The sequence below is a fragment of the Asticcacaulis solisilvae genome (assembly GCF_052327315.1).
GTDB classification, from domain to species: Bacteria; Pseudomonadota; Alphaproteobacteria; order Caulobacterales; family Caulobacteraceae; genus Asticcacaulis; species Asticcacaulis solisilvae_B.
On record NZ_CP166196.1, the window covers coordinates 1,784,346 to 1,809,381 of the forward strand.

The 25,036-nt window shown below is 64.8% G+C and carries 16 protein-coding genes and 1 riboswitch; of the genes, 15 read left to right on the top strand and 1 reads right to left on the bottom strand.

The annotated features are described in order from the left end of the window. Positions 1–175: 175 nt before the first annotated feature. The 13 genes from AB8717_RS08255 to AB8717_RS08315 all read left to right on the top strand — a co-directional run bounded on the left by AB8717_RS08255 (position 176) and on the right by AB8717_RS08315 (position 15,622). Positions 176–853 carry a Tat pathway signal sequence domain protein gene (locus AB8717_RS08255; RefSeq protein ID WP_443750547.1) on the top strand — a complete coding sequence of 226 codons (678 nt, stop codon included), beginning with the start codon at positions 176–178 and terminating at the stop codon, positions 851–853. 62 nt (positions 854–915) lie between these two features. Continuing rightward, positions 916–2,739, top strand: coding sequence for an arginine--tRNA ligase (argS, locus tag AB8717_RS08260; protein WP_443750548.1), 1,824 nt, complete (start codon positions 916–918; stop codon positions 2,737–2,739). A gap of 213 nt (positions 2,740–2,952) precedes the next feature. Next, positions 2,953–3,696 carry an NYN domain-containing protein gene (locus tag AB8717_RS08265; protein WP_443750549.1) on the top strand — a complete coding sequence of 248 codons (744 nt, stop codon included), beginning with the start codon at positions 2,953–2,955 and terminating at the stop codon, positions 3,694–3,696. A gap of 63 nt (positions 3,697–3,759) precedes the next feature. After that, positions 3,760–3,849, top strand: a riboswitch (glycine riboswitch). Between the two features lie 130 nt (positions 3,850–3,979). After that, the gene (gene gcvT, locus AB8717_RS08270) at positions 3,980–5,104 is read left to right on the top strand and encodes a glycine cleavage system aminomethyltransferase GcvT (RefSeq protein ID WP_443750550.1); all 1,125 of its coding nucleotides are present in this window, start codon (positions 3,980–3,982) and stop codon (positions 5,102–5,104) included. Positions 5,105–5,107: 3 nt separating this feature from the next. Next, complete coding sequence (gene gcvH, locus AB8717_RS08275) at positions 5,108–5,473, top strand: glycine cleavage system protein GcvH (RefSeq protein WP_443750551.1); 366 nt, start codon at positions 5,108–5,110, stop codon at positions 5,471–5,473. 105 nt (positions 5,474–5,578) lie between these two features. Then, a complete protein-coding gene (gcvPA, locus tag AB8717_RS08280) occupies positions 5,579–6,919 on the top strand; it encodes an aminomethyl-transferring glycine dehydrogenase subunit GcvPA (RefSeq protein ID WP_443750552.1) in 1,341 nt (446 codons plus the stop codon). 17 nt (positions 6,920–6,936) lie between these two features. Further along, positions 6,937–8,469 carry an aminomethyl-transferring glycine dehydrogenase subunit GcvPB gene (gcvPB, locus tag AB8717_RS08285; protein ID WP_443750871.1) on the top strand — a complete coding sequence of 511 codons (1,533 nt, stop codon included), beginning with the start codon at positions 6,937–6,939 and terminating at the stop codon, positions 8,467–8,469. Between the two features lie 127 nt (positions 8,470–8,596). Next, positions 8,597–8,953 carry a hypothetical protein gene (locus AB8717_RS08290; protein WP_443750553.1) on the top strand — a complete coding sequence of 119 codons (357 nt, stop codon included), beginning with the start codon at positions 8,597–8,599 and terminating at the stop codon, positions 8,951–8,953. Positions 8,954–9,229: 276 nt separating this feature from the next. Beyond that, a complete protein-coding gene (locus tag AB8717_RS08295; protein ID WP_443750554.1) occupies positions 9,230–9,652 on the top strand; it encodes a hypothetical protein in 423 nt (140 codons plus the stop codon). Between the two features lie 216 nt (positions 9,653–9,868). After that, positions 9,869–10,165 carry a hypothetical protein gene (locus AB8717_RS08300; RefSeq protein ID WP_443750555.1) on the top strand — a complete coding sequence of 99 codons (297 nt, stop codon included), beginning with the start codon at positions 9,869–9,871 and terminating at the stop codon, positions 10,163–10,165. 70 nt (positions 10,166–10,235) lie between these two features. Then, a complete protein-coding gene (locus tag AB8717_RS08305) occupies positions 10,236–10,589 on the top strand; it encodes a gamma-glutamylcyclotransferase family protein (protein WP_443750556.1) in 354 nt (117 codons plus the stop codon). Continuing rightward, complete coding sequence (locus AB8717_RS08310) at positions 10,586–11,275, top strand: M24 family metallopeptidase (RefSeq protein WP_443750557.1); 690 nt, start codon at positions 10,586–10,588, stop codon at positions 11,273–11,275. The genes AB8717_RS08305 and AB8717_RS08310 overlap by 4 nt, the downstream gene beginning before the upstream one ends. A 195-nt stretch (positions 11,276–11,470) precedes the next feature. Then, positions 11,471–15,622 (top strand): molybdopterin-dependent oxidoreductase, encoded by a 4,152-nt coding sequence (locus AB8717_RS08315; RefSeq protein ID WP_443750558.1) that lies wholly within the window; start codon positions 11,471–11,473, stop codon positions 15,620–15,622. Between the two features lie 248 nt (positions 15,623–15,870). On the opposite strand, the gene AB8717_RS08320 is transcribed toward AB8717_RS08315, so the two are convergent. Next, positions 15,871–16,590, bottom strand: a complete 720-nt coding sequence (locus AB8717_RS08320) for a dienelactone hydrolase family protein (protein ID WP_443750559.1) — start codon at positions 16,588–16,590, stop codon at positions 15,871–15,873. Between the two features lie 414 nt (positions 16,591–17,004). Between AB8717_RS08320 and AB8717_RS08325 the strand changes: the two genes are divergently transcribed. Further along, positions 17,005–20,742 carry a hypothetical protein gene (locus AB8717_RS08325; protein ID WP_443750560.1) on the top strand — a complete coding sequence of 1,246 codons (3,738 nt, stop codon included), beginning with the start codon at positions 17,005–17,007 and terminating at the stop codon, positions 20,740–20,742. Positions 20,743–20,754: 12 nt separating this feature from the next. Continuing rightward, a complete protein-coding gene (locus tag AB8717_RS08330) occupies positions 20,755–25,020 on the top strand; it encodes a hypothetical protein (RefSeq protein ID WP_443750561.1) in 4,266 nt (1,421 codons plus the stop codon). Positions 25,021–25,036: the final 16 nt, after the last annotated feature.

Below are 25,036 nucleotides of genomic sequence, written 5' to 3' on the forward strand. Positions count from 1 at the left end.
GCTATAGACACAGATATCACACCTGAATATCCTCCGCCGCGATTTGGCCGTAGTCGGTCGATAAAAGCCTTTGAATTCGCACCCACAGGCGCTACACATCGCCTGAAGGCGCCGTCTTCGGGGGAGACGGAGTCGTCGTTTTAAATCCCCGCGCACTCTTAGGAATCGCCAACCCATGATGCCCTTCTCGCGTAGACTTCTGGCCGGCCTGTGCATCGGTGTCCTTCTCAACACCGGCGCCGTCGTCGTTGCCCACGCCCAGCAGGGACCGGGCGGCGACCAGGGCGACGAAGACAAGGCCAAGGAGCGCGACAAGAAGGACGACGAGTGGAACGACCGCCAGCTGTCGCTGAAGAAGCTGCACGCCGAAGGCCCTTGCCCCTATGTCAAGGTGCTGTATGACGCCGCGCGTTTCCACGAGTTCAAGGACAACAAGGAAACCAGCAGCGCCGCCCAGTGGACCGGCGAAATCAACGGCGTCAATTCGGACTGCGCCTACAAGGGCGGCGATCCGATCCAGGTCGGCGTTGATATCGGTTTCTCGCTCGGCCGCGGCGCGGAAGCCGACGGCCAGACCAAGATCTATCACTACTGGGTAGCGGTGACCGAGCGCGACAAGACGGTGCTGGCCAAGCAGGAATTCGAGCTGCCGGTGACCTTCTCGGCGGGCGAACAGCGCAAGGACCTCAATACGCGCATCGACGGCATCGTCATCCCGCGCAAGGACGCGACGATCTCGGGCTCGAACTTCGAAGTCCTGGTCGGCTTCGACGTCACGCCGGAAATGGCCGAGTTCAACCGCGAAGGCAAACACTTCCGCTTCGTCTCGTCGGACGAGCAGAAGAAGCAATAAGACTTGTCATAGCAAAGTCCGGTGCTTAAGAGGTCGGGACTTTCCGACCTCTGGACCGTATTATGTCTGACGCCTTCGCTCCCTCGCACGATTTCAAGACGCAACTGACCGATACCGTTTCGGCGGCCTTCGTGGCCGAAGGGTTCGATGCGTCTGCCGGCCGGGTCAATGCGTCGGACCGTCCCGACCTGGCCGATTTCCAGTGCAATGGCGCGCTCGCCGTGGCCAAGCAGGCCAAGGCGAATCCGCGCGAGGTCGCGGGCAAGATCGTTGCGCATTTCGCAGGCGATACCCGTTTAAAAAGCACCGACATCGCCGGCCCGGGCTTCCTCAACTTCGTGCTGTCCGACAGCGCGCTCAGCGACCGCGTCAACGCGATCAACGCCGATCCGCGCGTCGGCGCGCCCGCAGTCGCGCAAAAGCGCAAGGTCATCATCGACTTCGGCGGTCCAAACGTCGCCAAGGAAATGCATATCGGCCACCTGCGCACCGCCGTCATCGGCGAAAGCCTGAAGCGGGTCATGCGTTTCATGGGCGACGAGGTCATCGGCGATGCGCACTTCGGAGACTGGGGCTACCAGATGGGCCTGCTGATCGTGGCGCTCAACGAATTGCAGCCGGAGCTGCCCTATTTCGACGAGGCCTATACAGGCGACTATCCGTCGGAGCCGCCGGTGACGCTCGACGATCTCGGCCATCTGTATCCCTCCGCCGCAGCGCGCGGAAAGACCCATATGGATTTCCGCGATCTGGCGAGGAAGGCCACCAAGGAATTACAGGCTGGCCGCCGGGGCTATCGCGCCCTGTGGCAGCACTTCGTCAATGTCAGCCGTGAAGCCTTGAAGCGCGACTATGCCGCCCTGGGTGTCGAATTCGACCTGTGGAACGGCGAATCCGACGCCGATCCGTACGTTGAGCCGATGATCGCCGACCTCGACGCCAAGGGGTTGCTGGTCGACGACCAGGGCGCGCGGGTGGTTCACGTCGCGAAGCCCGGCGAAACGCGCAAGAAGAAGCTCGACGACGGTTCGGTCGTCGAGGTTCCCAGCCCGCCGCCCTTGCTGGCCGTGTCTTCGGAAGGCTCGGCCATGTACGGTACGACCGACGTCGCCACCATCGTCCAGCGCCAGAAGGAATTCGGGCCCGACCTCAGCCTCTACATCGTCGACCAGCGTCAGGCAGAGCATTTCGAGCAGGTCTTCCGCACGGCCTATCTGGCCGGCTATGCCCGCGAAGGCCAGTTGGAACACGCCGCCAACGGCACGGTCAACGGCCCCGACGGCAAGCCGTACAAGACGCGCGACGGCGGTACGCTGAAGCTGCACGTACTGCTGGCTGAAGCGATCGAAAAGGCCACCGAACGCCTGCATGAGGCCGGGCTGGGCGAAGGGCTGTCTGAGGCGCAGTTCGCCGACACGGCGCACAAGGTCGCGGTCGCCGCGCTCAAGTTCGCCGAACTGTCGAACCACCGCCTGACCAACTATATCTTCGATCTTGACCGCTTCACCACCTTCGAGGGCAAGACCGGGCCGTACCTGCTGTACCAGGCGGTGCGCATGAAATCGATCCTGCGCAAGGCGGCGGAACAGGGCCTGGCCGCAGGCGGGATACTGGTCGCGGAGCCTGCCGAGCGCGAGCTCGTTCTGCTGCTCGACGCCTTCGACGGCGCGCTGAAAGAGACCTATGTCAAGCGCGCGCCGAACCTTTTGGCCGACCACGTCTACCGGCTGGCCCAGGCGTTTTCCAAGTTCTACGCCGCCTGTCCGGTCCTGGTGGGCAACGACGCGGCCATCAAGGCGTCACGCCTCGGCCTGGTCACGCTGACCCTGAAGCAACTGGAACTCGGCCTAGACCTCATGGGCTTGTCTGCGCCCGACCAGATGTAAGCAGGCCAGGGGGCAAGCCCCCTGGACCCGGACCCGCGACGGTGGAAACGCGCTCCACTTACTTCTCCTCCCCATCTTGATGGGGAGGGGGACCCCGAAGGGGTGGAGGGGTATCTTGCTTTCTAAATCTCGCCCGAAACGCAAATCCTGCTGACAAACTGCCGAACTTAGGCTTTAGTGTTACCGGCAGGTTAACGCGGAACTTAAAGCGTCATGGCGTCGAAGCAGGGGCAGGGGAAAGACACGACGCGCGCCGGCGGCTGGCATCTGCCGCTGTTCCGCAAGCGTGCGGCATTCTACATCGACGGCTTCAACCTCTACCATGCCATCGACGCCTATAAGCGCCCCTATCTCAAATGGTTGAACCTCAAGGCGCTCGGCCGCGCCATCGCGCCGAAGTCCGAGGTCGTCAAGCGCATCGTCTGGTGCTCGGCCATCCGCCAGCAGAACAAGAGCAAGATCAAGCGCCACGAAGACTATATGAAGGCCTTGCAGTCGCAGGGCGTGCTCTGCCGCATGGGCCACTTCGTCCACGCCCAGGACGGCTGCAATGCCTGCGGCCATAGCTGGCAGCTGTCGGTCGAAAAGCAGGGCGACGTCAATCTGGCCCTGTCGATCGCGGCGGACGCCGAAGACGACCTGTTCGACGTCTGCTACCTGGTCACCGCCGACGGCGACCACGCCGCCACCGCGCGCTATCTCAAGCAGCGCTTCCCCAAGAAGAAGCTGGTCCTGGTGACGCCGCCCGGCCGCTATCACAATCGCCATATCGAGCGCCTGGCCGACGAATGCGTCGAGATCGAGATGCACCATATCGAGGCGTCGCTTCTGCCGGAAATGACCAAGGTGCGCAAACGCCTGCTGGCCCGGCCGACACTGATAGAACGCCCGGAGCCGTACGACCCGCCGCAACTGCTTGAAAAAGGCCACCTGCGCCTGATCGTCAACAACGGCTAATTCATATTTGCCGTGAGCGGGGCGCCCCGGCTTGACTCTTTAACCTGCGCCGGGCACAAGGCCAGCGTTCTTGCGGGAGAGATCGCGACTCGTCGCGACGCCGAAGGCGCAACCGCCCCGGAAACGCTCAGGCCCACGGACCGCAGAACACACTGAACGCTGGAAAGTGATGCTTGAAGCATCCGCCGACGGAGCAAGGACGCTTGATTTCAGCGTCTAAATCTCTCAGGCTATCAGGACAGCGGGGGCAGACACGTTCAACAGACGATCTGCGAGTCCCGCCATGCCCGACACCCAAGATATCCCTCTCAAGTCGACCGCGCTTTACGATCGTCACGTCGCCCTTGGCGCGCGCATGGTGCCGTTCGCCGGCTACACTATGCCGGTGCAGTACGAGGGCGTTCTGGCCGAACACCGCTGGACGCGCGAAAGCGCCGGCCTGTTCGATGTGTCGCATATGGGGCAGGCGCGCCTGACGGGGGCGGATGCGATCGCCACGCTGGAAAGCCTGACGCCGACGGACTTTGCGGCATTATCTCAAGGAAAGCAGAAATATTCCCTGCTGCTCAATGACACTTCCGGAATTCTGGACGACTGGATGGTGTCGCGTCCCGAAACGAGCGGTTTCTTCCTGGTGGTCAACGCTGCCTGCAAGGACCAGGATTTCGAGATCATCGCCGAAGAGATCATCGGCGACACGCATTTCCAAGTCCTCGACGACCGGGCTTTGCTGGCCCTGCAAGGCCCGAAGGCCAAGGACGTGATGCAATCCGTCTGCCCGGCGGCCTGCGACATGTATTTCATGGACTGCGGCACGTTCGAGATCATGGGCGAGACGGCCTTCTTCTCGCGCTCGGGCTATACTGGCGAGGACGGCTTCGAAATCAGCGTACCGAACAGCATTGCCGGCGCCCTGTGGGACCGCCTGCTGACCGACCCCTTCGTTAAACCGATCGGCCTCGGCGCCCGCGACAGCCTGCGCATGGAAGCCGGCATGCCGCTCTACGGCCACGAAATGGACGCGTCCTATACCCTGGCCGAGGCCGATCTGAAATTCGCCATGTCGAAGTCGCGTCTGACGCGCGGCGACATCAAGGGCATCGACCGTCTGAAAAAGCAGCTCGACGGCCATCTCGACCGTGTGCGCGTGGCCTTGAAGATCCTGTCGGGTCCGCCGGCGCGCGAAGGCGCTGTCATCGTCGCCAAGGACGGCGGCGTGCTGGGCAAGATCACCTCGGGCGGGCCGTCGCCCAGCCTCGGTTACTCCATCGCCATGGGCTATGTGCCGCCCGCAGAAGCCGCCTTCGGCACCGAGCTCGACGTCGAGGTCCGCGGCAAGCCCTATCCCGCCGTCATCGTTTCCCTGCCGTTCGTCGCCAACGGCTATCACCGTAAGCCCAAGGGGTAAGTCATGAAGTTCACCAAGGATCACGAATGGGTCGAAGTCACGGGTGACGTCGCGCTGGTCGGTATCACTGCCTACGCCGCCAACGCGCTTGGCGACGTCGTCTTCGTCGAAGTCCCCGAAGTCGGCAAGGCGCTCAAGAAGGGCGACAGCTTCGCCGTTGTCGAAAGCGTCAAGGCGGCGTCGGACGTCTACGCCCCCGTGTCGGGCGAGGTCGTCGAAGCCAATACCGAGCTTCCGAACAGCCCCGACCTGGTCAATGCCGCCCCCGAAGGCGCCGGCTGGATCGCCAAGGTCAAGCTGTCGGACGCGTCGGAACTGGACGCCCTGATGGACCGCCCCGCCTACGAAGCCTTCCTCGACACCCTGTAATTTCTCAGACTCGTCCAATCGCGCACGTTACTCCTCCCCACAATTAGTGGGGAGGGGGACCGCGAAGCGGTGGAGGGGTCAACTCCCAACCCTGGAAATGGTCTGATGCGCTACCTCCCCCTCAGCGATACCGACCGGGCATCAATGCTCGATACCATTGGCTTGAAGTCGATCGACGACCTGTTCGTCGACGTGCCGGCACCCGCCCGCCGCGACGGCCCCGTCGATCTGCCGAAATATGCCGGTGAAATGGAGGTCGAGGCGCAACTGAACGCGTTTGCCGCCGAGAACCTCAGCCCGTCGAAGGCGCCCTTCTTCATCGGCGCCGGCGCCTATCGCCACCACATCCCGGCGACGGTCGACCACATCATCCAACGCTCGGAATTCCTGACCAGCTACACACCATACCAGCCGGAAATCGCACAGGGCACGCTGCAGGTCCTGTTCGAGTTCCAGACCCAGGTGGCGCGCCTGACGGGGATGCCGGTCGCCAATGCCTCGCTCTACGACGGCTCGACCGCCGCGGCCGAAGGCGTGCTGATGGCGCAGCGCATCACCAAGCGCAACAAGGCCGTCCTGTCGGGCGGGCTGCATCCGCATTACCGCGAAACGATCGAGACGCTTGCCCATGCGGTCGGTATCGAAACCGAAGCCTCGGCCTTGCAGGTCGACGGCGAAGCCGAGGTGTTGCAACACATCGACGCCAACACGGCCTGCGTCGTCGTCCAGACGCCCAACCTGTTCGGCACGGCAACCGACCTGACCGAGATAGCCAAGGCCGCCCAGGCCGCCGGCGCGCTGCTGATCGTCGTCGTCACTGAAGTCATGTCGCTGGGCCTGTTGAAATCGCCCGGTGAAATGGGCGCCGACATCGTCGCGGTCGAAGGCCAGTCGATCGGCGTGCCGCTGAGTTTTGGCGGCCCTTATGTCGGCCTGTTCGCCGCCAAGGAAAAGTACCTGCGCCAGATGCCGGGCCGCCTGTGCGGCGAAACGGTCGACGCCGACGGCGAACGCGGCTTCGTGCTGACCCTGTCGACGCGCGAACAGCATATCCGCCGCGACAAGGCGACGTCGAACATCTGCACCAATTCCGGCCTGTGCGCGCTGGCCTTCTCGATCCATATGAGCCTGCTGGGCCAGACGGGGCTCAACCGCGTGGCCAAGATCAACTACGCCAAGGCCCACACGCTGAAAGCCGAACTGGCCAAGGTCGCGGGCGTCGAGGTCGTGACGCCGCGCTTCTTCAATGAATTCACCGTCAAGCTGCCGAAGGCGGCCGACGGTGTCGTCGAGGCTCTGGCCGCCAAGGGGATTCTTGCCGGCGTGCCGGTGTCGCGCTTCGACAAGAGCCCTGAACTTGCCAACCACCTGATCGTCGCCGCGACCGAAACGGTCAGCGACGCGGATATTGCGGCGCTTGTAGACGCCCTGAAGGAGGTCCTGTGATGGCCGACGCCCCCAAGATGAATTCGGTCGGCCGCCCGACCGCGCCGTCGATCGACGTCGAAACGATCTCGTTCAAGTCGCTGCTCGGCGGGCGCGGCCTGTTGCAGAGCGAGAAGCTGATTTTTGAGTGGGACGACTATTCGCGCACCGGCGTCGATTTCGCCGATATCGCGATTGATACGTCGGACCTCGACGGCCTGATCCGCGACGACTTGTCGCTACCCGGCCTGACCGAGCCCGAGGCCGTGCGCCACTATGTGCGCCTGTCGCAGAAGAACCACGCCATCGACCTGGCCCTCTATCCGCTGGGGTCGTGCACCATGAAGCACAATCCGCGCCTCAATGAGAAGATGGCGCGCTTGCCGGGCCTGGGCGACATCCACCCGCTGCAACCCGTCTCGACCGTTCAGGGGGCGCTGCGCCTGATGGATTCGCTGGCGCACTGGCTGAAGACCCTGACAGGCATGCCGGCCGTGGCGCTGACGCCCAAGGCCGGCGCCAATGGCGAGCTATGCGGACTTCTGGCCATCAAGGCCGCCCACGAAGCGAAAGGGCAGGGCCACCGCCGCACCGTGCTGGTGCCGTCATCGGCGCACGGCACCAACCCGGCGACCGCGGCCTTTGTCGGCTATACGGTCCGTGAAATCGCGCAGACCGCCGACGGCCGCGTCGATATTGAGGACCTGAAAGCCAAGATCGACGACGGCATCGCCGCCATCATGCTGACCAACCCCAATACGTGCGGGTTGTTCGAGCGCGACATCATCGCTATCGCCGACCTGATCCACGCGGCGGGCGCTTACTTCTACTGCGACGGCGCCAACTTCAACGCCATCGTCGGCCGGGTGCGCCCGGGCGACCTGGGCGTCGACGCCATGCACATTAACCTGCACAAGACCTTCTCGACGCCGCACGGCGGCGGTGGTCCGGGCGCCGGGCCGGTGGTGCTGTCCGAAGCGCTTGCCGCCTACGCCCCGCGTCCCTGGGTCGTGGCGGGCGAGGGCGGTCTGGTCCTGGAAGAGCATGGCGAAGACGCGTCGCAGGCCAATTTCGGCCGCATGTGCGCCTTCCACGGCCAGATGGGCATGTATATCCGCGCACTCACCTACATGCTCAGCCACGGTTCGGACGGCCTGCGCCAGGTCGCCGAGGACGCGGTGCTGAACGCCAACTACATCAAGGCGTCGCTGTCGGACGTGATGAGCGTGCCCTTCCCGGACGGGCCGTGCATGCACGAAGCGCTGTTCGACGACCGCTGGCTCGAAGGCTCGGGCGTGACCACGCTCGACTTCGCCAAGGCGATGATCGACGAAGGCTTCCACCCGATGACCATGTACTTCCCGCTGGTCGTCCACGGTGCCATGCTGATCGAGCCGACCGAGACCGAGTCCAAGGCCGAGCTCGACCGCTTTGTCGCGGTGCTGAAGGCCCTGGCCGAGGCGGCGCTTGCCGGCGACGTCAACCGCTTCAAGGGCGCACCGTATCTCGCCCCGGCCAAGCGGCTCGATGAGACCCGCGCCGCGCGTCAGCCGAGACTGACCTATAGCTGAGATGATCCTTACACCTCCCCATTTTCTACGAAAACGGGGAGGTGCGAGAAGAAGGAAGGCTCAGGCGCCAACCATCGAAATTTTGCATGCCCTTCCCATATGATCGGCAAGGCATAGAGGTGAGCACATGGCGATCGTCTTCAAACTGATACTGATGATTGCCGGCGGGCTGCTCGTGGCGCTGGGCGTGGTGATTTCGCCGCTGCCAGGGCCGCTGGGCCTGCCGGTCGTGATTGTCGGACTGGTGCTGCTTTTACGCAGCTCGACCTGGGTCAAGCGCCAGTTCGTCAAACTCTACCACAAACATCCGAAATGGTTGGGGCCGCTGCGCTCCTTGATGCGGCCGCGCGCCAAGTTCCTGGCCATCCTGTGGCGCTTCATGCTGCGCGCGGAAGGTCTGGCGCTAAAGCCGCGCAACAGCCTGTTGCGCCGCATACACCGTCTTTTCCGCCGCCGCCATCACGCCGCCGCCCAGCCGGCCTGAAAATGCGAAACACAGAGTGATCGCGGTTAACCGCGGCAGATATGGCATTTTTCCACAGATGCCCCTATGTCAACCTCGCGTCGCAATGCCTTTGCTTTTCGGCATTTGCGGGGCGGGTTGACCTTACGAAAATTAAATTTCGTCCATCTTCATCGTGTGTTCAGCCTGTGCCCTTACAATGTCCAAATGCCTCTCCATATGGAGGCAATGGGCAGGGGCAGGACGCTTTTGTCTGAACGTCTGTCAGGGGCGCCAAGGAGCCCATCCGGAAAACCAATGTCGAGTGAACACGGCACATCTCTGGTCCCGCACAAATCGCACGGTTCGCGCCTGCGGTCGGTGAAGCGCACTTTCAAGCGCTTTACCAAGAAGGTGCTCGGCTGGGTGCTGATGGCGCTGGGCTTCGTGCTGATCGCCGCCGGTTTCGTGCTGATCATCATTCCGGGCCACTACTTCCTTATCGTCGCCGGCCTGATCCTGGTGCTGCGCAACGCCATGTGGGCGCGCCGCCAGTTCATCCATCTCAAGCGCCGTCACCCGAACTGGATCATGCCGATCCGCAAGCTTTTGCGCCGCAATCCGCAGATCCTGTCGGTCATGTGGCAGCAGACCCTGCGCATCGAGCGCCTGATCGTCCGCCGCGGCAGCCACCTCAAGCTCTTCCGCCGCCGGTTTTTTCGCAAGGCGCGGCCGGCCTGACACCGGCCGCGATCCGCAGGAACAGCAGGATTTAAAAACGCCCGCCGAGTGATCCGGCGGGCGTTTTTGCGTTTACCGTTTTCCGTGATACCGTCGTTCTGCCAGCAAGGGGAGGGCGCGATGGCGAGCAACGAAACTCAGGCCATTTTGAATACACTCGGTGGGGCGACCCCGTGGGCCGTCTACGCGGGGGCTGGAAGTCTCACAAAGCTATGCATGACAGTCAGCCTGCTGATGCTGGCCGCCGCTGTGGCCCTGGCGGTCCTGCGCCTGGCATCGGGCGGCAAGCCTTCGGCGGCACTGGCGACCGTCGGCGCGATCGGTCTGGTCGCCGGATGTTTGGGCGCCGTCTGGGACGGGCTCAATGCGTGGCTGGCCGCGCAGTCCGCGCACATCACCGATATTCTGGTCGTCCTGCCGGAGATTGTGGAAGTCGGCTATGCGCTGCTGTTCGGCGTCCTGGTCTGGCTGGTGGCGCGCATCGGCAATGCCGGAAAGCGCCGGGCCGCCTGATTGCAGTAGATTTTCGGAGCGGCAGCGGTTAAACGGCTGTCGCCGGTCGAACTGCCCAGGGAACCTGAACATGTCCGCTTCGCAATCCTCCGAAATCCACCTGTTTTCCTACGGTACGCTTCAACTCGAGGCCGTGCAGTTCGCCACTTTCGGCCGCCGGCTGGACGGGCAGGACGACGCCATGCCCGGCTGGCGGTCGCAGATGCTGGAAATCACCGATCCGGAAGTGCTGGCGACCAGCGGCGAACGCTTCCATCCCGTCGTCGTGCCGTCGGACAAGGCGGACGACGAGGTGGCCGGCAAGGTCTTTGTCGTGACGCCCGAAGAGCTGAACCACGCCGACGCCTATGAGGTGTCGGATTACAAGCGTGTCGAAGTCGCCTTGAAGTCGGGCCTGCGCGCCTGGGTCTACGTCCAGGCATGAGCGAGCAGGACCGTCTGATCGCGCTCGGCAGCGCCGAAGACCGTGCCTTTGCGCTGCTGACCGCCATCGAGGACAAGGGACTGATCGCGCCCGGCCGGACCGAGCGCGAGGTCGAGAACGACATCTACGCCCTGGCCGAAAGCGATTTCGGCGTCGAAGTCCACTGGCACAAGCGCATCGTTCGCGCCGGCGCCAATACCCTGGCCATCTTCTCGGACAATCCGCCGATCCTGACGATCGCGGACGACGACATCGTGTTCGTCGATATCGGACCGGTCTTCGGCGAATGGGAGGCCGATGTCGGCCGGACCTATGCCATCGGCAATGATCCCGTGAAGCATGCGCTGGTCCGCGACCAGCCGGTCATCTTCGATGCGGTCGCCGCCCACTATGCCGCCCATCCCGACATAACCGGCGCGGAGCTTTACGCCAAGGCCGTCGCGGAGTCCGAGGCGCGCGGTTGGCGTTTTGCCGGTGAAATCGCCGGTCACGTCGTCGCGGAATTCCCTCACGCGCGCGTTCCCGGCGAGAAGATGCATGGCCATATCCGCCCTGAAAACCCGACGCGGATGCGCGATCTTGACGGGCTGGGACGCGCACGTCACTGGATTTTGGAAATTCACCTGGCGGAACCGAACGGAACCTTCGGCGGCTTTTACGAGCGGCTGCTGGTGCGCGCCGGATAGCTTCTTTTCGCTGCACCTGCGAAATCTCTTGCGAGTCGAATAGTTTTTGGTACCTTGGTCCTGTGCGGGGCGACGCTGTCCCACACACACCAAGAGCCGGACCCTGTGCGGTCCAGGCGCTGAATGGCAAAGCCGCCATCACCCTTATCCGGTTTCGGATGTGGATGATGGCGGCTTTTTTGTTGGCTGGATGGCATGACGAAGACGGTCAAGAGCGTGTGTCCCTACTGCGGCGTCGGCTGCGGCATCTTGATGGACGTCGTCAATAACCGCGTCGTCAAGGTGACGGGCGACAAGGACCACCCGACCAATTTCGGCCGCCTGTGCACCAAGGGCAATACGTGCGGCCAGGCGCTCGCTGAATCGGGCCGCATGGAAAAGGCCTATATCCGCGACCGCCGCACCGGCGACCAGTTGCCTGTCGCCATGGACGAGGCGATCAGGGAGACCGCGCGGCGGCTGAAAGGCCTGCTCGACGAACACGGGCCTGACGCGATTTCGTTCTACGTGTCCGGCCAGATGTCGCTTGAAGCGCAGTACCTGGCCAACAAGCTGGCCAAGGGCTTTATCCGCACCCAGCACATCGAATCGAATTCGCGCCTGTGCATGGCCAGCGCCGGCAGCGGCTACAAGCTGTCGCTGGGTGCCGACGGGCCACCGGGCTCGTACCAGGACTTCGATAAGGCCGACCTGTTCTTCGTCATCGGCGCCAACATGGCCGACTGCCATCCCATCCTGTTCCTTCGCATGATGGACCGTGTCAAGGCGGGCGCCAGGCTGATCGTCGTCGACCCGCGCCGCAGCGCCACCGCCGACAAGGCGACCTTGTTCATGCAGATCAAGCCGGGCACCGACCTGATGCTGCTCAACGGCCTGCTGCACATCCTGGTGCGCGACGGCAAGGTCGATCGCGGCTTCATTGCTACCTACACCCAAGGCTGGGACGCCATGCCGGACTTCCTGGCCGGCTACGCGCCGGACAAGGTGGCGGAAGCCACCGGCATCCCCGAAGCCGATATCGAGCGCGCGGCCGCCGAGATCGGCAGCACACGCAACTGGATGACGTGCTGGACAATGGGTCTGAACCAGAGCACGCACGGCACCTGGAACACCAACGCCATCTGCAACCTGCACCTGGCGACCGGCGCCATCTGCCGGCCGGGCGCGGGGCCGTTCTCATTGACCGGCCAGCCCAACGCCATGGGCGGGCGCGAAATGGGCTATATGGGGCCGGGCCTGCCGGGGCAGCGCACCGCGCAGAACGACGCCGACCGTGCCTTCATCGAAAACATGTGGGGCCTCGACGCCGGAACGCTGCGCAAGGAGGGCGGCGGCGGCACCATCGCCATGTACGACGATATGAAGGCGGGCCGGATCAAGGCCTGCTGGATCATCTGCACCAATCCCGTCGCCAGCGTCGCCAATCGGGGCAGGGTGGTCGAGGCGCTCAAGGCGGCCGAGCTGGTCATCGCCCAGGACGCCTTCCTGGACACCGAAACCAACATCTATGCCGACATCCTGCTGCCGGGCGCCCTATGGGCCGAGGCCGAAGGCGTGATGATCAATTCGGAGCGCAACCTGACCCTGATGCAGCAGGCGGTGGATGCGCCAGGCGAAGCGACCGCCGACTGGAGGATCATTGCGCGCGTGGCCTGCGAGATGGGTTACGCCGACGCCTTTACCTACGGCTCGGCGTCGGATGTCTTCGAGGAGATCAAGCGCGCCTGGAATCCCAAGACCGGCTACGACCTGCGCGGGGCGTCGCACGACCGTCTGCGCGGGACGCCGCTGCAATGGCCATGCGCACCGGGCTGCGAGCACGACCGCAATCCGGTGCGTTACCTGAATGACGGTGTTAGCCAGACGCTGAAGATTGCCGACGACGGACGGCAGCCGGCCATCGTCTTCGCCACTGAAAGCGGCAAGGGCGTCTTTCTGGCGCGGCCGCACATGGATCCGGCGGAAATGCCCGACCCGGATTTCCCCTTCATTCTCAACACCGGCCGCGTCCAGCACCAGTGGCATACCCTGACCAAGACCGGGAAGATTCCGACGCTCAACAAGCTCAATCCCGGGCCGTTCGTCGAAATCCACCCGGAAGACGCCGTCGTGATGGGCATCGCCGACAAGGACAACGTCGAAATCCGCTCGCGCCGGGGCCGCGCCGTCCTGCCGGCGGTGGTCACCGATCGCGTGCGGCCGGGCAACTGCTTCGCGCCCTTCCACTGGAACGACGTCTTCGGCGACGACCTGGCGGTCAATGCCGTGACGTCGGACGCCGTCGATCCGATCTCACTTCAGCCCGAATTCAAGGTCTCGGCCGTCGCCCTTACGCGCATCGCGGCTCCGGCGGCGCCGTTGACGCCTTCCGCTACGCCTGAATTGCCCTCTGAAAAAGCCCTGGATATGCAACGACTCGATGCCTTTGCCGACATGCTTGGCCTTACCCACGCCCCGGCGCCGAAACTCGATCCGGTCGGGCTGGCCTATTTGCAGGGCTACTTAAGCAGCCTTCGCATGGATGCATCGCGCGCCGCCGGCGGCGTGCCGACCTTGCCGCCGACCGCGCCCTTCGACGCCCATACCCGCGCGGTCCTCGACGGCATGCTGGCGGGCCTTTTCTCGCGGACCTGGATCGATGAAGGCGCGAGGCCGGCCATGGGCGGCGCCACTGTCCCGCCACAGCCCGGTACGGGCGACGGTGACGGCTCCGGGCCGGGGCCGGTCACGGTCCTGTGGGCGTCGTCGACGGGCAATGCCGAGAGCTTTGCCGGCCGCTGCGCCGAGCGACTGAGCGCTGCCGGCCACAAGGTCAAGGTGGCCGCTATGGACGCGGTCAGCGCCACAGAGCTGGTGAAGCTGTCGCCCGTCCTGTTCCTGGCCTCCACCTTCGGCGACGGCGATCCGCCCGACAACGGCGCCAATCTGTGGGGCCAGATCCAGGGCGAAGGCGCCGCGCCGGTGGATGGCGTGCGCTTCGCCGTGCTGGCCTTCGGCGATTCCAATTACGACCAGTTCTGCGGCTTCGGCCGCAAGCTCGAAGCCCGGATGATCGCGCTCGGCGGCCAGGCGCTGGCCCCGCGCGTCGATTGCGAGCCCGATTACGAGGCGGCGGCTAATGGCTGGCTCAATGCCGTCTGCGATGCGCTGGTCGGCGTGGAGGCCCGCGTGCTTGAGCCGGCCGGACCTATGGAGGCAGCCCCCGCAGCGGCGCCGGTCGCCGCGCCGGTCTACAGCCGGGCTGCGCCGCTCAAGGCCCGCCTCAAGCACAATCGCCTGCTGAGCGGCGAGGGTTCGGCCAAGGAAACGCGCCAGATCGTTTTCGATATCGCCGGCACCGGTCTGGACTACGAAGCGGGCGATGCGCTGGGTGTCTGGCCGGTCAACTGCCCGAACCTGGTGGCCGACATACTGGACGCGCTCAGGCTCGACGGTCAGGCGCCGGTGTCCGTAAAGGACCACGGCGAAATACCGCTGGCCGACGCTCTGGTCCGCTATTTCGAGATCGCCCGGATCACCCCCGACTTCCTGCAATTCATGTGCGGGTTTGCCGGCAGCGATCACCTGGTGGCCTTGTCCAAACCCGACAGGAAGGACGCCCTTCGCGACTGGATGTGGGGACGTCAGATCATCGACGTGTTGCGCGAAATCCCGGTCACGACGACGGCCGCGGCCTTTGTGCGCGCGCTGAAGCGTCTTCAGCCCCGGCTGTATTCGATCGCGTCCAGTCCCAAGGCCTGCCCGGGCGAGGTGCATCTGACCATGTCGACCGTGCGCTACGACCACGGGGGGCTGCCACGCGGCGGCGTGTGTTCGACCTTCCTCGCCGACCGCGCCGAAGGCGTCGAGGTGCCGATCTTCGTGCAGAAATCGGCACATTTCCGCCCGCCGGCCGACGACAGCCTGCCGATGATCATGGTCGGGCCGGGCACGGGCGTCGCGCCCTTCCGTGCCTTCTTGCAGGAGCGCCGGGCGCGTGGCGCGAAGGGCAAGACCTGGCTGTTCTTCGGCGAGCAGCGCGCGGCCTGCGACTTCTATTACCGCGACGAACTGGACGCGCTGGCGGCCGACGGCACGCTCAGCCGGCTCGACACCGCCTTTTCGCGCGACCAGGGCGCCAAGGTCTACGTTCAGGACCGCATGATCGAGAACGGCGCCGGAATCTGGCGGTGGCTGGAAGAGGGCGCGCACTTTTACGTCTGCGGCGACGCCAGCCGCATGGCCAGGGATGTCGACGCGGCCCTGCGCCGGATCGCTGAGACGCACGGCGGCCTGTCGCCCGAGGGCGCCGAAGCCTATGTCCGCCGGCTGGCTTCGGAGAAACGTTACGGAAAGGACGTCTATTAGCGGTTTGCCGGCGGACTTTACGCAATCTGGCGGATCTGGGCGTAACGCATGGCCGGCGCACGCGTATAAGGGACAGATTCAACGTAAACGGCCCCGATGCGGCTCCACATCCTCGCCTGGCAACGGCACCGCGACCGGCAATCGCCTCTGCCAGCTGATCCGCCCGGCCGGACCCGTCGCCGACCGGGCCTTCACCATCACCGTCTTCGATCCGGGGGTGCGCGCCTTCACCTTCGGCTGAAGCGGGATCACGCCTCAACCACGTCTTCGAGGAATTGCCGGATGGCGGCGCGCGCGCGGCCGGCCGACAAGGCCGAATAGCACAGGCGGGCCGCCGGATCGTCGCCGGCTTCGGGGTTGTCGAAGGCGTGGTGCGTCTGGCTGAACAGGACGAAGCGCGCATCGTTTCCGGCTTCGTCCATTTCGGCGATGACGGCTGCGATGACATCGACCGGCGATACCTGGTCCTGCGTGCCCTGCAGTACCAGCACGGGGGCCTTGATCCGTATATCCATGCCTTCGCCCGCGGTCTTCAACAGGGCGGAGCAGACGATGATCCCGGCAAGGTCGGCGCCGCTGCGCCCATAGTCGATCGCCACCATGGCGCCCGCGCTGAAACCCAGGCAGAGGATGGGCGTGCCGGCGGCGAGCGTGGGGCGAAACGCCTCGATGCAGCCAGCCAGCGCCGCGACGCCGGCCGTACGGTTTTCCATCAGCCGCCTGACCATCGGGCCGACCTCGTCCGGGCTCGCCGGGTTGAAGCCGCCGCCGTACAGGTCGGCGATCACGACCTCGCAGCCGAGGCCGGTCAGGAAGGCGGCATGGTCGCGCGCCAGGCTGCTGACACCGCGCCAGTCCGGCAGCAGGACGACGCCGGCGCGGGGCCGCGCCGGGCCGGCGATCCGCAGCCCGAGATAGGCCTGGCCGCCGGCCGAATAGGAAAACGCAGTGCCATTTTGCCCGGTCATAAGATTGGTCCTTGTGGGAGGAAACGGAATATGGTGAACGATGATATTTGAATAACGGCATTATCTTTCGCAGCCATACGCGGCGTTGCGGCTATATCCCGCGTGGCGTGCATAGATGTGTGTGTCTATTTTGAAATAAATTATATATGCGGTTCGCGAAATAGTCTTTCGGATTTTTGCCGAAAAATATGAAACTTTCAAAGTTTGCGACGTGATATCGATTTCAATATTCAGTTTAATTGTGTTGTACGTGTGTATTTCTGAAAAATTATTCGGTAAATTGAATAAAATTCCGTAGCGTTCGTGAGAAAAGAAGTTGGAAATTAACGAATTTTAGTCAAAATTTCGTATAGCCAGCGTAAAAACTCTCTGTTAGCGTCGCCCCATCGGCAACAAATTGGGTGGGGTGCGCGTATGTCCGGCAACAAGGGCAAATCGGGGACGACGCCCCGCGACAGGTCTTCCCTGGCAGCGACACGGCGCGAACTGAAGCTGACGCGCCGCACCATCATGGGCTGGCTGCTGGCCGCCGGCGGCACGGCCGGGGAGGCCATGGCCCAGGCCGGCAAGGTCACCGCAGGCAATGCCGACCTCGGCAAGGTGCAGGTCCAGGGCGGTCCGCTGACCGCGGCCAGCGCGGCGGACAAGCTCCGTTTCGGCCTGGGCGATGTTGAAGCCTTCACCCTGCTGCGGCCGCGCGACCTGCTGTTACTGACTGTCCACCTCAAGAACATGAAGGTCACGGGTTCGGGCGCCGGCCGCAGGATCGTCATCACCGATCCGTCGCATCCCGCCTACATGCTGGTCGAGCACCAGCCCCAGGCCATTGCAGAGCGGACCTGGCCGGACGACGCCGGGCTTGCCAGCATCGTCAACAATGGCGACCGCGCCGAAACCTACATGGCCGGCACGACGCGCCTGGCCTATCGCGCGCCCTCGGGCTTCACCTCGATCCTCTGCACCGCCGACGAGGTGTTGAAAGCCTGCATGACGTGGCGGCTGAACCTCAGCCCGCGCGCCGTCGACGCCGTCGGGCCGGGGCTCGACTCGCTCGAGACCATCCGCCAGCGTCTCGATATCATCGCCGAGCAGCAGAAGGCGGACCTGCACGCCTTCGATCCGCACGTAGAGCCGGCGCTGCGCCGGGCGGCGGCCGTGGTCGCCGAGGCCATGCTGAAGGCTGTGCAGCAGAAGATCGTCTTGCCGACCACGAAGATCGACGCCCTGATCAAGTACGAGATCATGGCCAGCCTGACGCCGGAAAAGCTGCCGAACTACAATATCGGCCGGCCCAGGACGCCGGCCCAGTCCGGCTTCCCGTCGAAATCGGGCGTGCAGAAGCTCGGGGCCAATGCCTCGGACCCGTGGATGGGGGCCTATGTCGAGCGGGCCGCGCTGCAGCAGGTCGTACATCAGGTCGCCCCGCCGCCGGCCGCCCAGGCGCGGCCGGTCGCGCAGGTCAATCCGTCCGTCGCTAAGTCGGCCGCGCCGTCCGCGGTGCAGGCCGGCAAGCCCGCGCCCGGCATCGCCCAGCAGGCGCCCGACAACAAGGCGCCGCTGGGCCTGCCGCCGATGACCTTTGTCAAGACGTCGGGCACGATCGAGGACGACGCCACCGATATCGAGGCGCCGGTCCGCCTGCACGTGACGCCGCTGTCGACCGCCGGCTTTACCCACGCCACCGGCGTCGTCGATCACGGCGGGCGCATCGCGGAGCTGTGGCACACCAGCCTGGGCGGCCGTGCCAGCGACTGGACGGTCGGCGACATGGCGCAGCCCATACGCGCCCTCTATTCCGAGGACGAAGACCAGCCGACCATTCCCGGCGACCAGTGGGCAATGATGGCGCCGGACCGCCAGGACCTGGTCAAGCTGATGCGCGTCAAGACGGGCTACAAGGGCCTGCCGGCGGTCGCCAACCATATGCGGCTGACGGCGCTGGGCGCGTCGATGGACATCCTCGGCAACTGGCCCGACCCGCTGTCGGCCGGCGCCAACGTCTCGCAGTGGAAGCACGTATCATCGACCGGCCGCGACCAGTTCGTGCGCATCGTCAAGGAAGGCTATCTCTTCCCGTTCGGACATGCGGCGGCGCTGATCAAGGTGTCCGAACGCAAGTTCTCGCGCCAGTCGGGAGGCGGGCGCGTCGCAGCGCTGATGACCAAGTACTTCATCATCGTGCGCGACCGTGTCCGGACCTATCCGGGGCCGGGCCAGATGTACGACGGCCGCGACTTCCCGTTCGCCAGCGTCGAGATCCTTACCAAGCAGACGCCGGACCTGCACGCTCCGGTCGCCATCGACAAGCTCAAGGCCCAGAACTGGTACCCGCCGGTAAATTCCAAGAGCAAGGATATCGACCCCACCGAAGGTTTCTGGCCGTCCCTGTCCCTGGGTGACGCCGCCAATTCGGTGGGCGACGTCTTCCGCTTCCAGATCGCCGCCGTCGACACGGCGGGCAATCGGGCGGCGATCGACATGCCGCTGATCTTCGTGCTGGGCACGGTCAATGCCGACGCCACGCGGATCGCGCCACTGTCCACCTATTACAACGATCAGGCGCCCGCCGACTGGAAGGGGGCGTCGGTCAACGGCACCCTGGTGCGCTTCAGCCGCGACATTGACGCATCGGGCAACGCCGTCGGCGGCGAAAGCGACTATCCCGCCCGCCACCTGAACTTCAAGTCCTGGGCATGGGACGGCACGCCCCGGATGCCGCACTTCTATCCCGGTCTGGTCGATGCCGACATCGATGTGCCGTCGCTGAAAAAGCTGCTGGGCAAGCCGGCCAGCCCAAAGGTCACCTATCACGACACCTTCCTCAACACCGGCTTCAATTCCGCCAATCCGGCCCAGGTGGTGTTCAAGTTCGCATCTTCGATCGGACTGGGCGACGTCACGACCGACAAGTTCGGCGGCCTGGCGGCGCCCAAGCTGAACTTCGACGGCTTGTCGCGCAAGGTCGGCGTGCTCAACGGCTATGCCGACTACCTGAAGCCCTCGCTGTCGCCGGAGGACGTGTTCAAGGGGGCCAAGCTCCTGGGCGTCGTATCGCTGAGCGACATCATTTCCCTGGCCGGCGTCAGCGACCCCGGCGTGCCCAAGCTGACCACGGTCGATCAGGGCGATAAGATCGTCACCAGCTACACGATACAAAAGGATTCGGTATCGAGCGCCGGGCCGTTCATCGCGCTGACGCCGCACACCACGCCGCAGTTCAGTATCGTGTCGACGGTCACCATCTCCAAGACCGGCGGGACGCCCGACACGCGCGTCGAGGCGACGCTCAACAATTTCAAGATCAACCTGTTCGGCTTCATCATCCTCAACTTCGACAGCCTGTCGCTGACCGTGAAGCCCGGCAGCAAGACGGACGTCAATCCGACGCTGAATCCGGACGACGGCGTGCGCTTCGGCGGACCGCTGGAATTCATCAACAGCCTGCGCGACTACATTCCCATGGACGGGTTCTCGGATCCGCCCGGGCTCGATGTCACCGCCAGCGGCATCACCGCCAGCTATTCGTTGGGCCTGCCGACCATCTCGGTCGGGGTGATGAGCCTGCAGAACATCAATCTCGGCGCCGGCTTCGACCTGCCATTCACCGGGGACGGGCCGTCGGCGCGCTTCAACTTCGCCGAGCGCCACAACCCGTTCAACCTGACGATCTCGCTGTTCGGTGGCGGCGGCTTCTTCGCGCTGGGCGTCGATACGGGCGGGGTGCGCGAACTGGAAGCGTCGCTGGAATTCGGCGCGCAGATATCGATCGACCTGGGCGTCGCCTCGGGCGGCGTCTACGTCAAGGGCGGCTTCTACTTCCACTGGCAGGAGACGCCGTCCAAGCTGGTCCAGTTCGAAGGCTATGTCGAAATGGGCGGGCACCTGAGCGTGCTGGGCCTGATCACGGTCAGCCTGGTTTTCCATCTGGGCCTGACCTACGAAAAGACGGACGCGCATTCGCGTCTCTACGGCACGGCGACCCTGACCGTCGAAATCGATATCCTGTTCTTCAGCATCTCGCAGGACATCACGGTCGAGCGTCAGTTCGCCGGTTCCGACGCCGATCCGGCCTTCATCGAATACACGCCGGCTTCGGACGAGAAGAAGACGAAATCGGACGTCTGGGACGCCTATTGCGCGGCCTTTGCATAACAGGGGGACACCATGACAGATACCATTACCGAAAAAGTCGTCTGGACCCTGTGCCCCAATGGCCGCGATACCTCGGGGCGCATGCACCTGAGCGCCTTCGTCGCGCCGCAGCTCAAGGTCGATCCGACAGGCAAGACGACGCTTCTTACGCCCACGGCCTGGCAGAACTGGCCGAAGACCCTGGGGACTATCTCCATCAGCGTCATGGTGGCCGGACAGCCTGTCCCGCTGCCGCTCAAGCCGGTGTCGAAGGTATCCATCGATATCTACAGCGCCCTGTTTCCATCGGACACGCCGGTCGTCAGCTTCAACACCAAGACGCTGGAAAGCCTGAAGTCGGCGATGATCCTGAGCTATCCCGTCAGGACCCTGGCCGACCATATCGAAAACATCTACGGCGCCCTGGCGACGGCGACCTCGGAAGAGCTGCCGAAGGCCAAGGCGCTGACCGATGCGGGATGGCCCGGATACCGCACGCCCGAGGAGCGCCGCCAGGCCACGGCGACGCCCGTCCCGACGCACAAGCAGCGTCTCGATGGCATGCGCAAGCTGATGGCGGCCGGCCCCCTGACCAATTCCAAGGCGGTGTTCGAAGCCTTCTCGCTCTATCATACGCCGCTGCAGGCCGAGACGACCATGAAGCAGCAGCATTTCGGCCCACCCACGCCGGTCCACGCCCACGCCGTGCCGCCCAAGGCCGGGGTCGAGGCCTATGCCATGGACGCGAAATGGCCGGGCTACGTCGACCCCAAGGCGCTGCCGAGCGCGGCCGACCTCAAGGCCATTACGGACTTCCACAAGATCGTCGCCGGCCTGTCGAACTATTACCAGCTGGCGCGCCTGTGCGGCTTCGTCATCGACTTCACCCTCGAACCGGCCGACGCCGCCAAGGTTCCGGCCGGCGCCGACGTGGCGCTGTCCTTCCAGGTGCTGCGCAACAAGGTTGCGCACCCCGAGATCGACACCTGCGCCATCACCCACTGCACGGTCGCTCCCCAGGTCTTCGCCGCGCGCGGCGGCGACAAGCACGATAACGGCTTCCTGAGGATGCACGAAAACGGCGTCAGCTTCGTCCAGCTCGACGTCGACGGCGCGGCGCACAAGATGGCGGCGCTGGGCAGCTCGCTCGAGCGCATGACCATTACCAATTTCGACGATGACGAAGTCGACGGCATGCGCCAGGACGACATGCAGACCGGCACGCCCAGCCTGCGGTCCGCCGGCCTGATGCTGGCCAAGTCGGGCCGCGGTGCCGATCTTACCGCGCGCGCCAAGCGCAATTCCGACCTGCACGGCGCCGCTACGCCGGAGCTTGGCTTCGGTGACCTGCTGCGCGGCTACCGCGCCGATATTCTCGATCTCGACGGCCCCGACGGGCAGTGGCGGTCGCTGCACCGCCGCGTCATCAGCTATGGCCTGAAGAACGGGGCCAAGCTCGACGACTCCCCGGAAGAGGAGGGCGTGCTCAGTACGGCCGCCGGGTCGAGCGCCGATGGCAGCGTGCCGGACGTCTTTACGTTGCACGAAGGGCTTTTCGTGTGGCGCGGCTGGTCGCTGAGCGCGCCCGAGCCGTTCAAGACCGTGCGCCACAAGCCGAAGGACGGCGTGGACCCCAAGGACCACACGTCGATGATCGGTGAGAACACCGCCGAAATCCCGGCCGGCATGCCGCTGAGCACGACCTTTACCGTCGCTCCCGACGACAAGGGCAGCCTGCCCAAGCTGCGCTTCGGCCATACCTACAGCGTGCGCATGCGCGCGGTCGACATGTGCGGCAATTCGCAGTCCTACCGGTCCAAGGCCGCGCCCGTGGCGATCAGCGATCCGGTCAAGTACCGGCGCTACGAACCGATCGAAAGCCCGGTCCTGACCCTGGTCGGCAAGACCGATGGCGGGGCGCAGGCGACCACGCCCTGGCAGGTCACGGAATACCCGCTTCAGGGGGAATCGATGACGCGGCTGGCGCTGCGCACGCGCAACGCCGTCTATGACGACAAGAGCATCCCCAGCGATGTTCCGGCCGTCCACCGCAACCTGTGGCCGCCGCGCGTGACCGAGCGCTTCGCTGAGCAGCACGGCGTGCTCGACGACGAGCACGGCAGGATGCGGCGCGAGGTCTACAAGATGCTGTGGACCTTCGACAACGCCTTCACCGAAACCCAGTTGCCGCCGTCGGACGTCATCAAGGGCGTGAAACCGGTGCCCGCGACCTATGATGGGCCCACGACCAGCTATGCCGTGTCGCACACGCAGAACCCGATCCCGTACCTGCCCGATCCCCTGGCCGTCGGCGCCCTGGTGCGTATGCGCGGCCTGGAAGGCGGCGATTGGAAGGAGGTCTTCGTGCCCTTCTACAAGACTGTCGCCGCCGACATCGACGCGATCGCCAACCGCAAGTGGGACAAGGATGCCGGCCCGACGGTCGGCGGCATCACCATTGAGGGCAGTGAAACGGGCAGCTTCGGCTTCAAGGACGGCGTGCTGACCGTCCCCATGCCGCGCGCCTGCCGCCAGCGCCTGCGCATCAGCTTCGTAATGCCGCCGTCGAAGCTCGACTGGATGGCGCTGTGGGCGCTGATCGACAAGGGCAAGGCCACCGACGCGATCAAGACGAAAATCCTGCAGGGCAAGCACTGGATGTTCACGCCGTGGCGCGAGGTCGAGCTGGTCCACGCGGTGCAGAAGCCGCTGGAAATGCCGATCTTCGTCAGCCTCAATCCGCGGCGGCCGTTCGGCGCCACCGATACCGACATGGCGCTTGTCACACCGGTCGACGGGCCGTCGACCGTACGGCTGGACGTCAATGCCAGCTGGAACGAGCCTGACGACGCTATGGTCGAGGTCGACACCAGGACTCAGCCCGTCAACCGCCCGCACGTCCAGCAGGTGGTGCAGCTGCCGATCGCCCGCCGCGAAAGTATGGGCGGCGGTTCCATCAGCCGCCAGATCACGCACCATTTCCACGATACCCGCGCGCGCCAGGTCACCTATTCCATGGATGCCATCTCGCGCTTCCGGGAGTTCTTCGAATTGCCGCTGCGCGACAGTGAAAGCGACATGAAGATCACGTCGCAGCCGTTCACGCAGTGGATCAAGAGCAGCGCCCGGCCGCCGGCGCCGGCGGTGCTCTACGCCATCCCGACCTTCGGCTGGTTCAACGATCCGGAGGTCACGGCGTCGCGCCGCACCGGCGGTATCCGCGTCTGGCTCGACCGGCCATGGCTGGCCACCGGCTATAATGAGATGCTGGCCGTCATCCTGCCGGACGAGCCGGATACAAGCGGCCGGGTGACCGACAACGCGCCCAACCTGCCGTTCGTGACGCAGTGGGGCAGGGACCCCGTCTGGCTGAGCAGCGATATCAAGACTAACAGCCCGGCGCGCCACAACTTCCCGCTGGCCCGGATGAGCGGGCCGATCAGCCATCCCGGGACGGGCCTGCCGCCGTCGGAAGGCAAGGTTCCGGACTATCCGACGACCGGCCTGCAGGTGCCGAAGCAGCCGGGCACCTTCGCTGTCGCGCCGCACGAGGTCGGCTTCGATGCGGACCGCCAGCTGTGGTATGCCGACATTGTGGTGGATATCCCCAAGGGCAGCTACTTCCCGTTCGTCCGTCTGGCCGTCGCCCGTTTTCAGCCGACCTCGCTGACCTCGGACGACCTTGGGGCCGCCGCACCGTCGGGTGAACTTAACCTGCACCTGTCGTCGCCCGTGACCTGCGATTTCATGCAGATCAGCCCAGACCGTATCGCTGTTGCCATTCCGACCAGGGGCAATGCCTGCCGCGTCGTCGTGTTCGGCGACGTCGCCCAGTCCCCGGCCGACAAGGACGTGGCCAGGGCCCAGCCCAATGTCGTACGGTTGCGCACCCAGGTGCTCGACGAAGGCGCCGATCCCGTGACAGGCTGGCGCGACGAAGACGGTAAGCCATCGACGGGACCGGGGCCGATCATCCCCGATACCAAGGCGGACACGTCCGGGCCGGCGGCGCGATCGGCGGCCGTTCGCCTGATGGCGCGCGACCTGACCGAGCCGATGAAAGCCCAACCCTTGCAGGCGCAATTGCAGGCCCACCCGAACGAAGCGCTGTTCGGGGCCGCCGTGACGCCCAACGTGCTGCTGGAACAGGTCGTCTTCCTGCCGCAGGTGCCGGCGAACGGCAAGCGCCGCATCCTGGTCGTCGAGTCGGAAGTCTATCCCCACCTGCCGCCCGGCAACCACGAGGAAGGTCCGCTCTTCGCCGAACGGATCATCTACGCCGAAGGGCTGGAGCTGTAGGCGAGGTGCACGCAGT

Bases quoted from the DNA above. Each gene is read 5' to 3' on its own strand.
- AB8717_RS08255 (WP_443750547.1), top strand. From the start codon at position 176: ATGATGCCCTTCTCGCGTAGACTTCTGGCCGGCCTGTGCATCGGTGTC.
- argS (WP_443750548.1), top strand. From the start codon at position 916: ATGTCTGACGCCTTCGCTCCCTCGCACGATTTCAAGACGCAACTGACC.
- AB8717_RS08265 (WP_443750549.1), top strand. From the start codon at position 2,953: ATGGCGTCGAAGCAGGGGCAGGGGAAAGACACGACGCGCGCCGGCGGC.
- gcvT (WP_443750550.1), top strand. From the start codon at position 3,980: ATGCCCGACACCCAAGATATCCCTCTCAAGTCGACCGCGCTTTACGAT.
- gcvH (WP_443750551.1), top strand. From the start codon at position 5,108: ATGAAGTTCACCAAGGATCACGAATGGGTCGAAGTCACGGGTGACGTC.
- gcvPA (WP_443750552.1), top strand. From the start codon at position 5,579: ATGCGCTACCTCCCCCTCAGCGATACCGACCGGGCATCAATGCTCGAT.
- gcvPB (WP_443750871.1), top strand. From the start codon at position 6,937: ATGAATTCGGTCGGCCGCCCGACCGCGCCGTCGATCGACGTCGAAACG.
- AB8717_RS08290 (WP_443750553.1), top strand. From the start codon at position 8,597: ATGGCGATCGTCTTCAAACTGATACTGATGATTGCCGGCGGGCTGCTC.
- AB8717_RS08295 (WP_443750554.1), top strand. From the start codon at position 9,230: ATGTCGAGTGAACACGGCACATCTCTGGTCCCGCACAAATCGCACGGT.
- AB8717_RS08300 (WP_443750555.1), top strand. From the start codon at position 9,869: ATGACAGTCAGCCTGCTGATGCTGGCCGCCGCTGTGGCCCTGGCGGTC.
- AB8717_RS08305 (WP_443750556.1), top strand. From the start codon at position 10,236: ATGTCCGCTTCGCAATCCTCCGAAATCCACCTGTTTTCCTACGGTACG.
- AB8717_RS08310 (WP_443750557.1), top strand. From the start codon at position 10,586: ATGAGCGAGCAGGACCGTCTGATCGCGCTCGGCAGCGCCGAAGACCGT.
- AB8717_RS08315 (WP_443750558.1), top strand. From the start codon at position 11,471: ATGACGAAGACGGTCAAGAGCGTGTGTCCCTACTGCGGCGTCGGCTGC.
- AB8717_RS08320 (WP_443750559.1), bottom strand. From the start codon at position 16,590: ATGACCGGGCAAAATGGCACTGCGTTTTCCTATTCGGCCGGCGGCCAG.
- AB8717_RS08325 (WP_443750560.1), top strand. From the start codon at position 17,005: ATGTCCGGCAACAAGGGCAAATCGGGGACGACGCCCCGCGACAGGTCT.
- AB8717_RS08330 (WP_443750561.1), top strand. From the start codon at position 20,755: ATGACAGATACCATTACCGAAAAAGTCGTCTGGACCCTGTGCCCCAAT.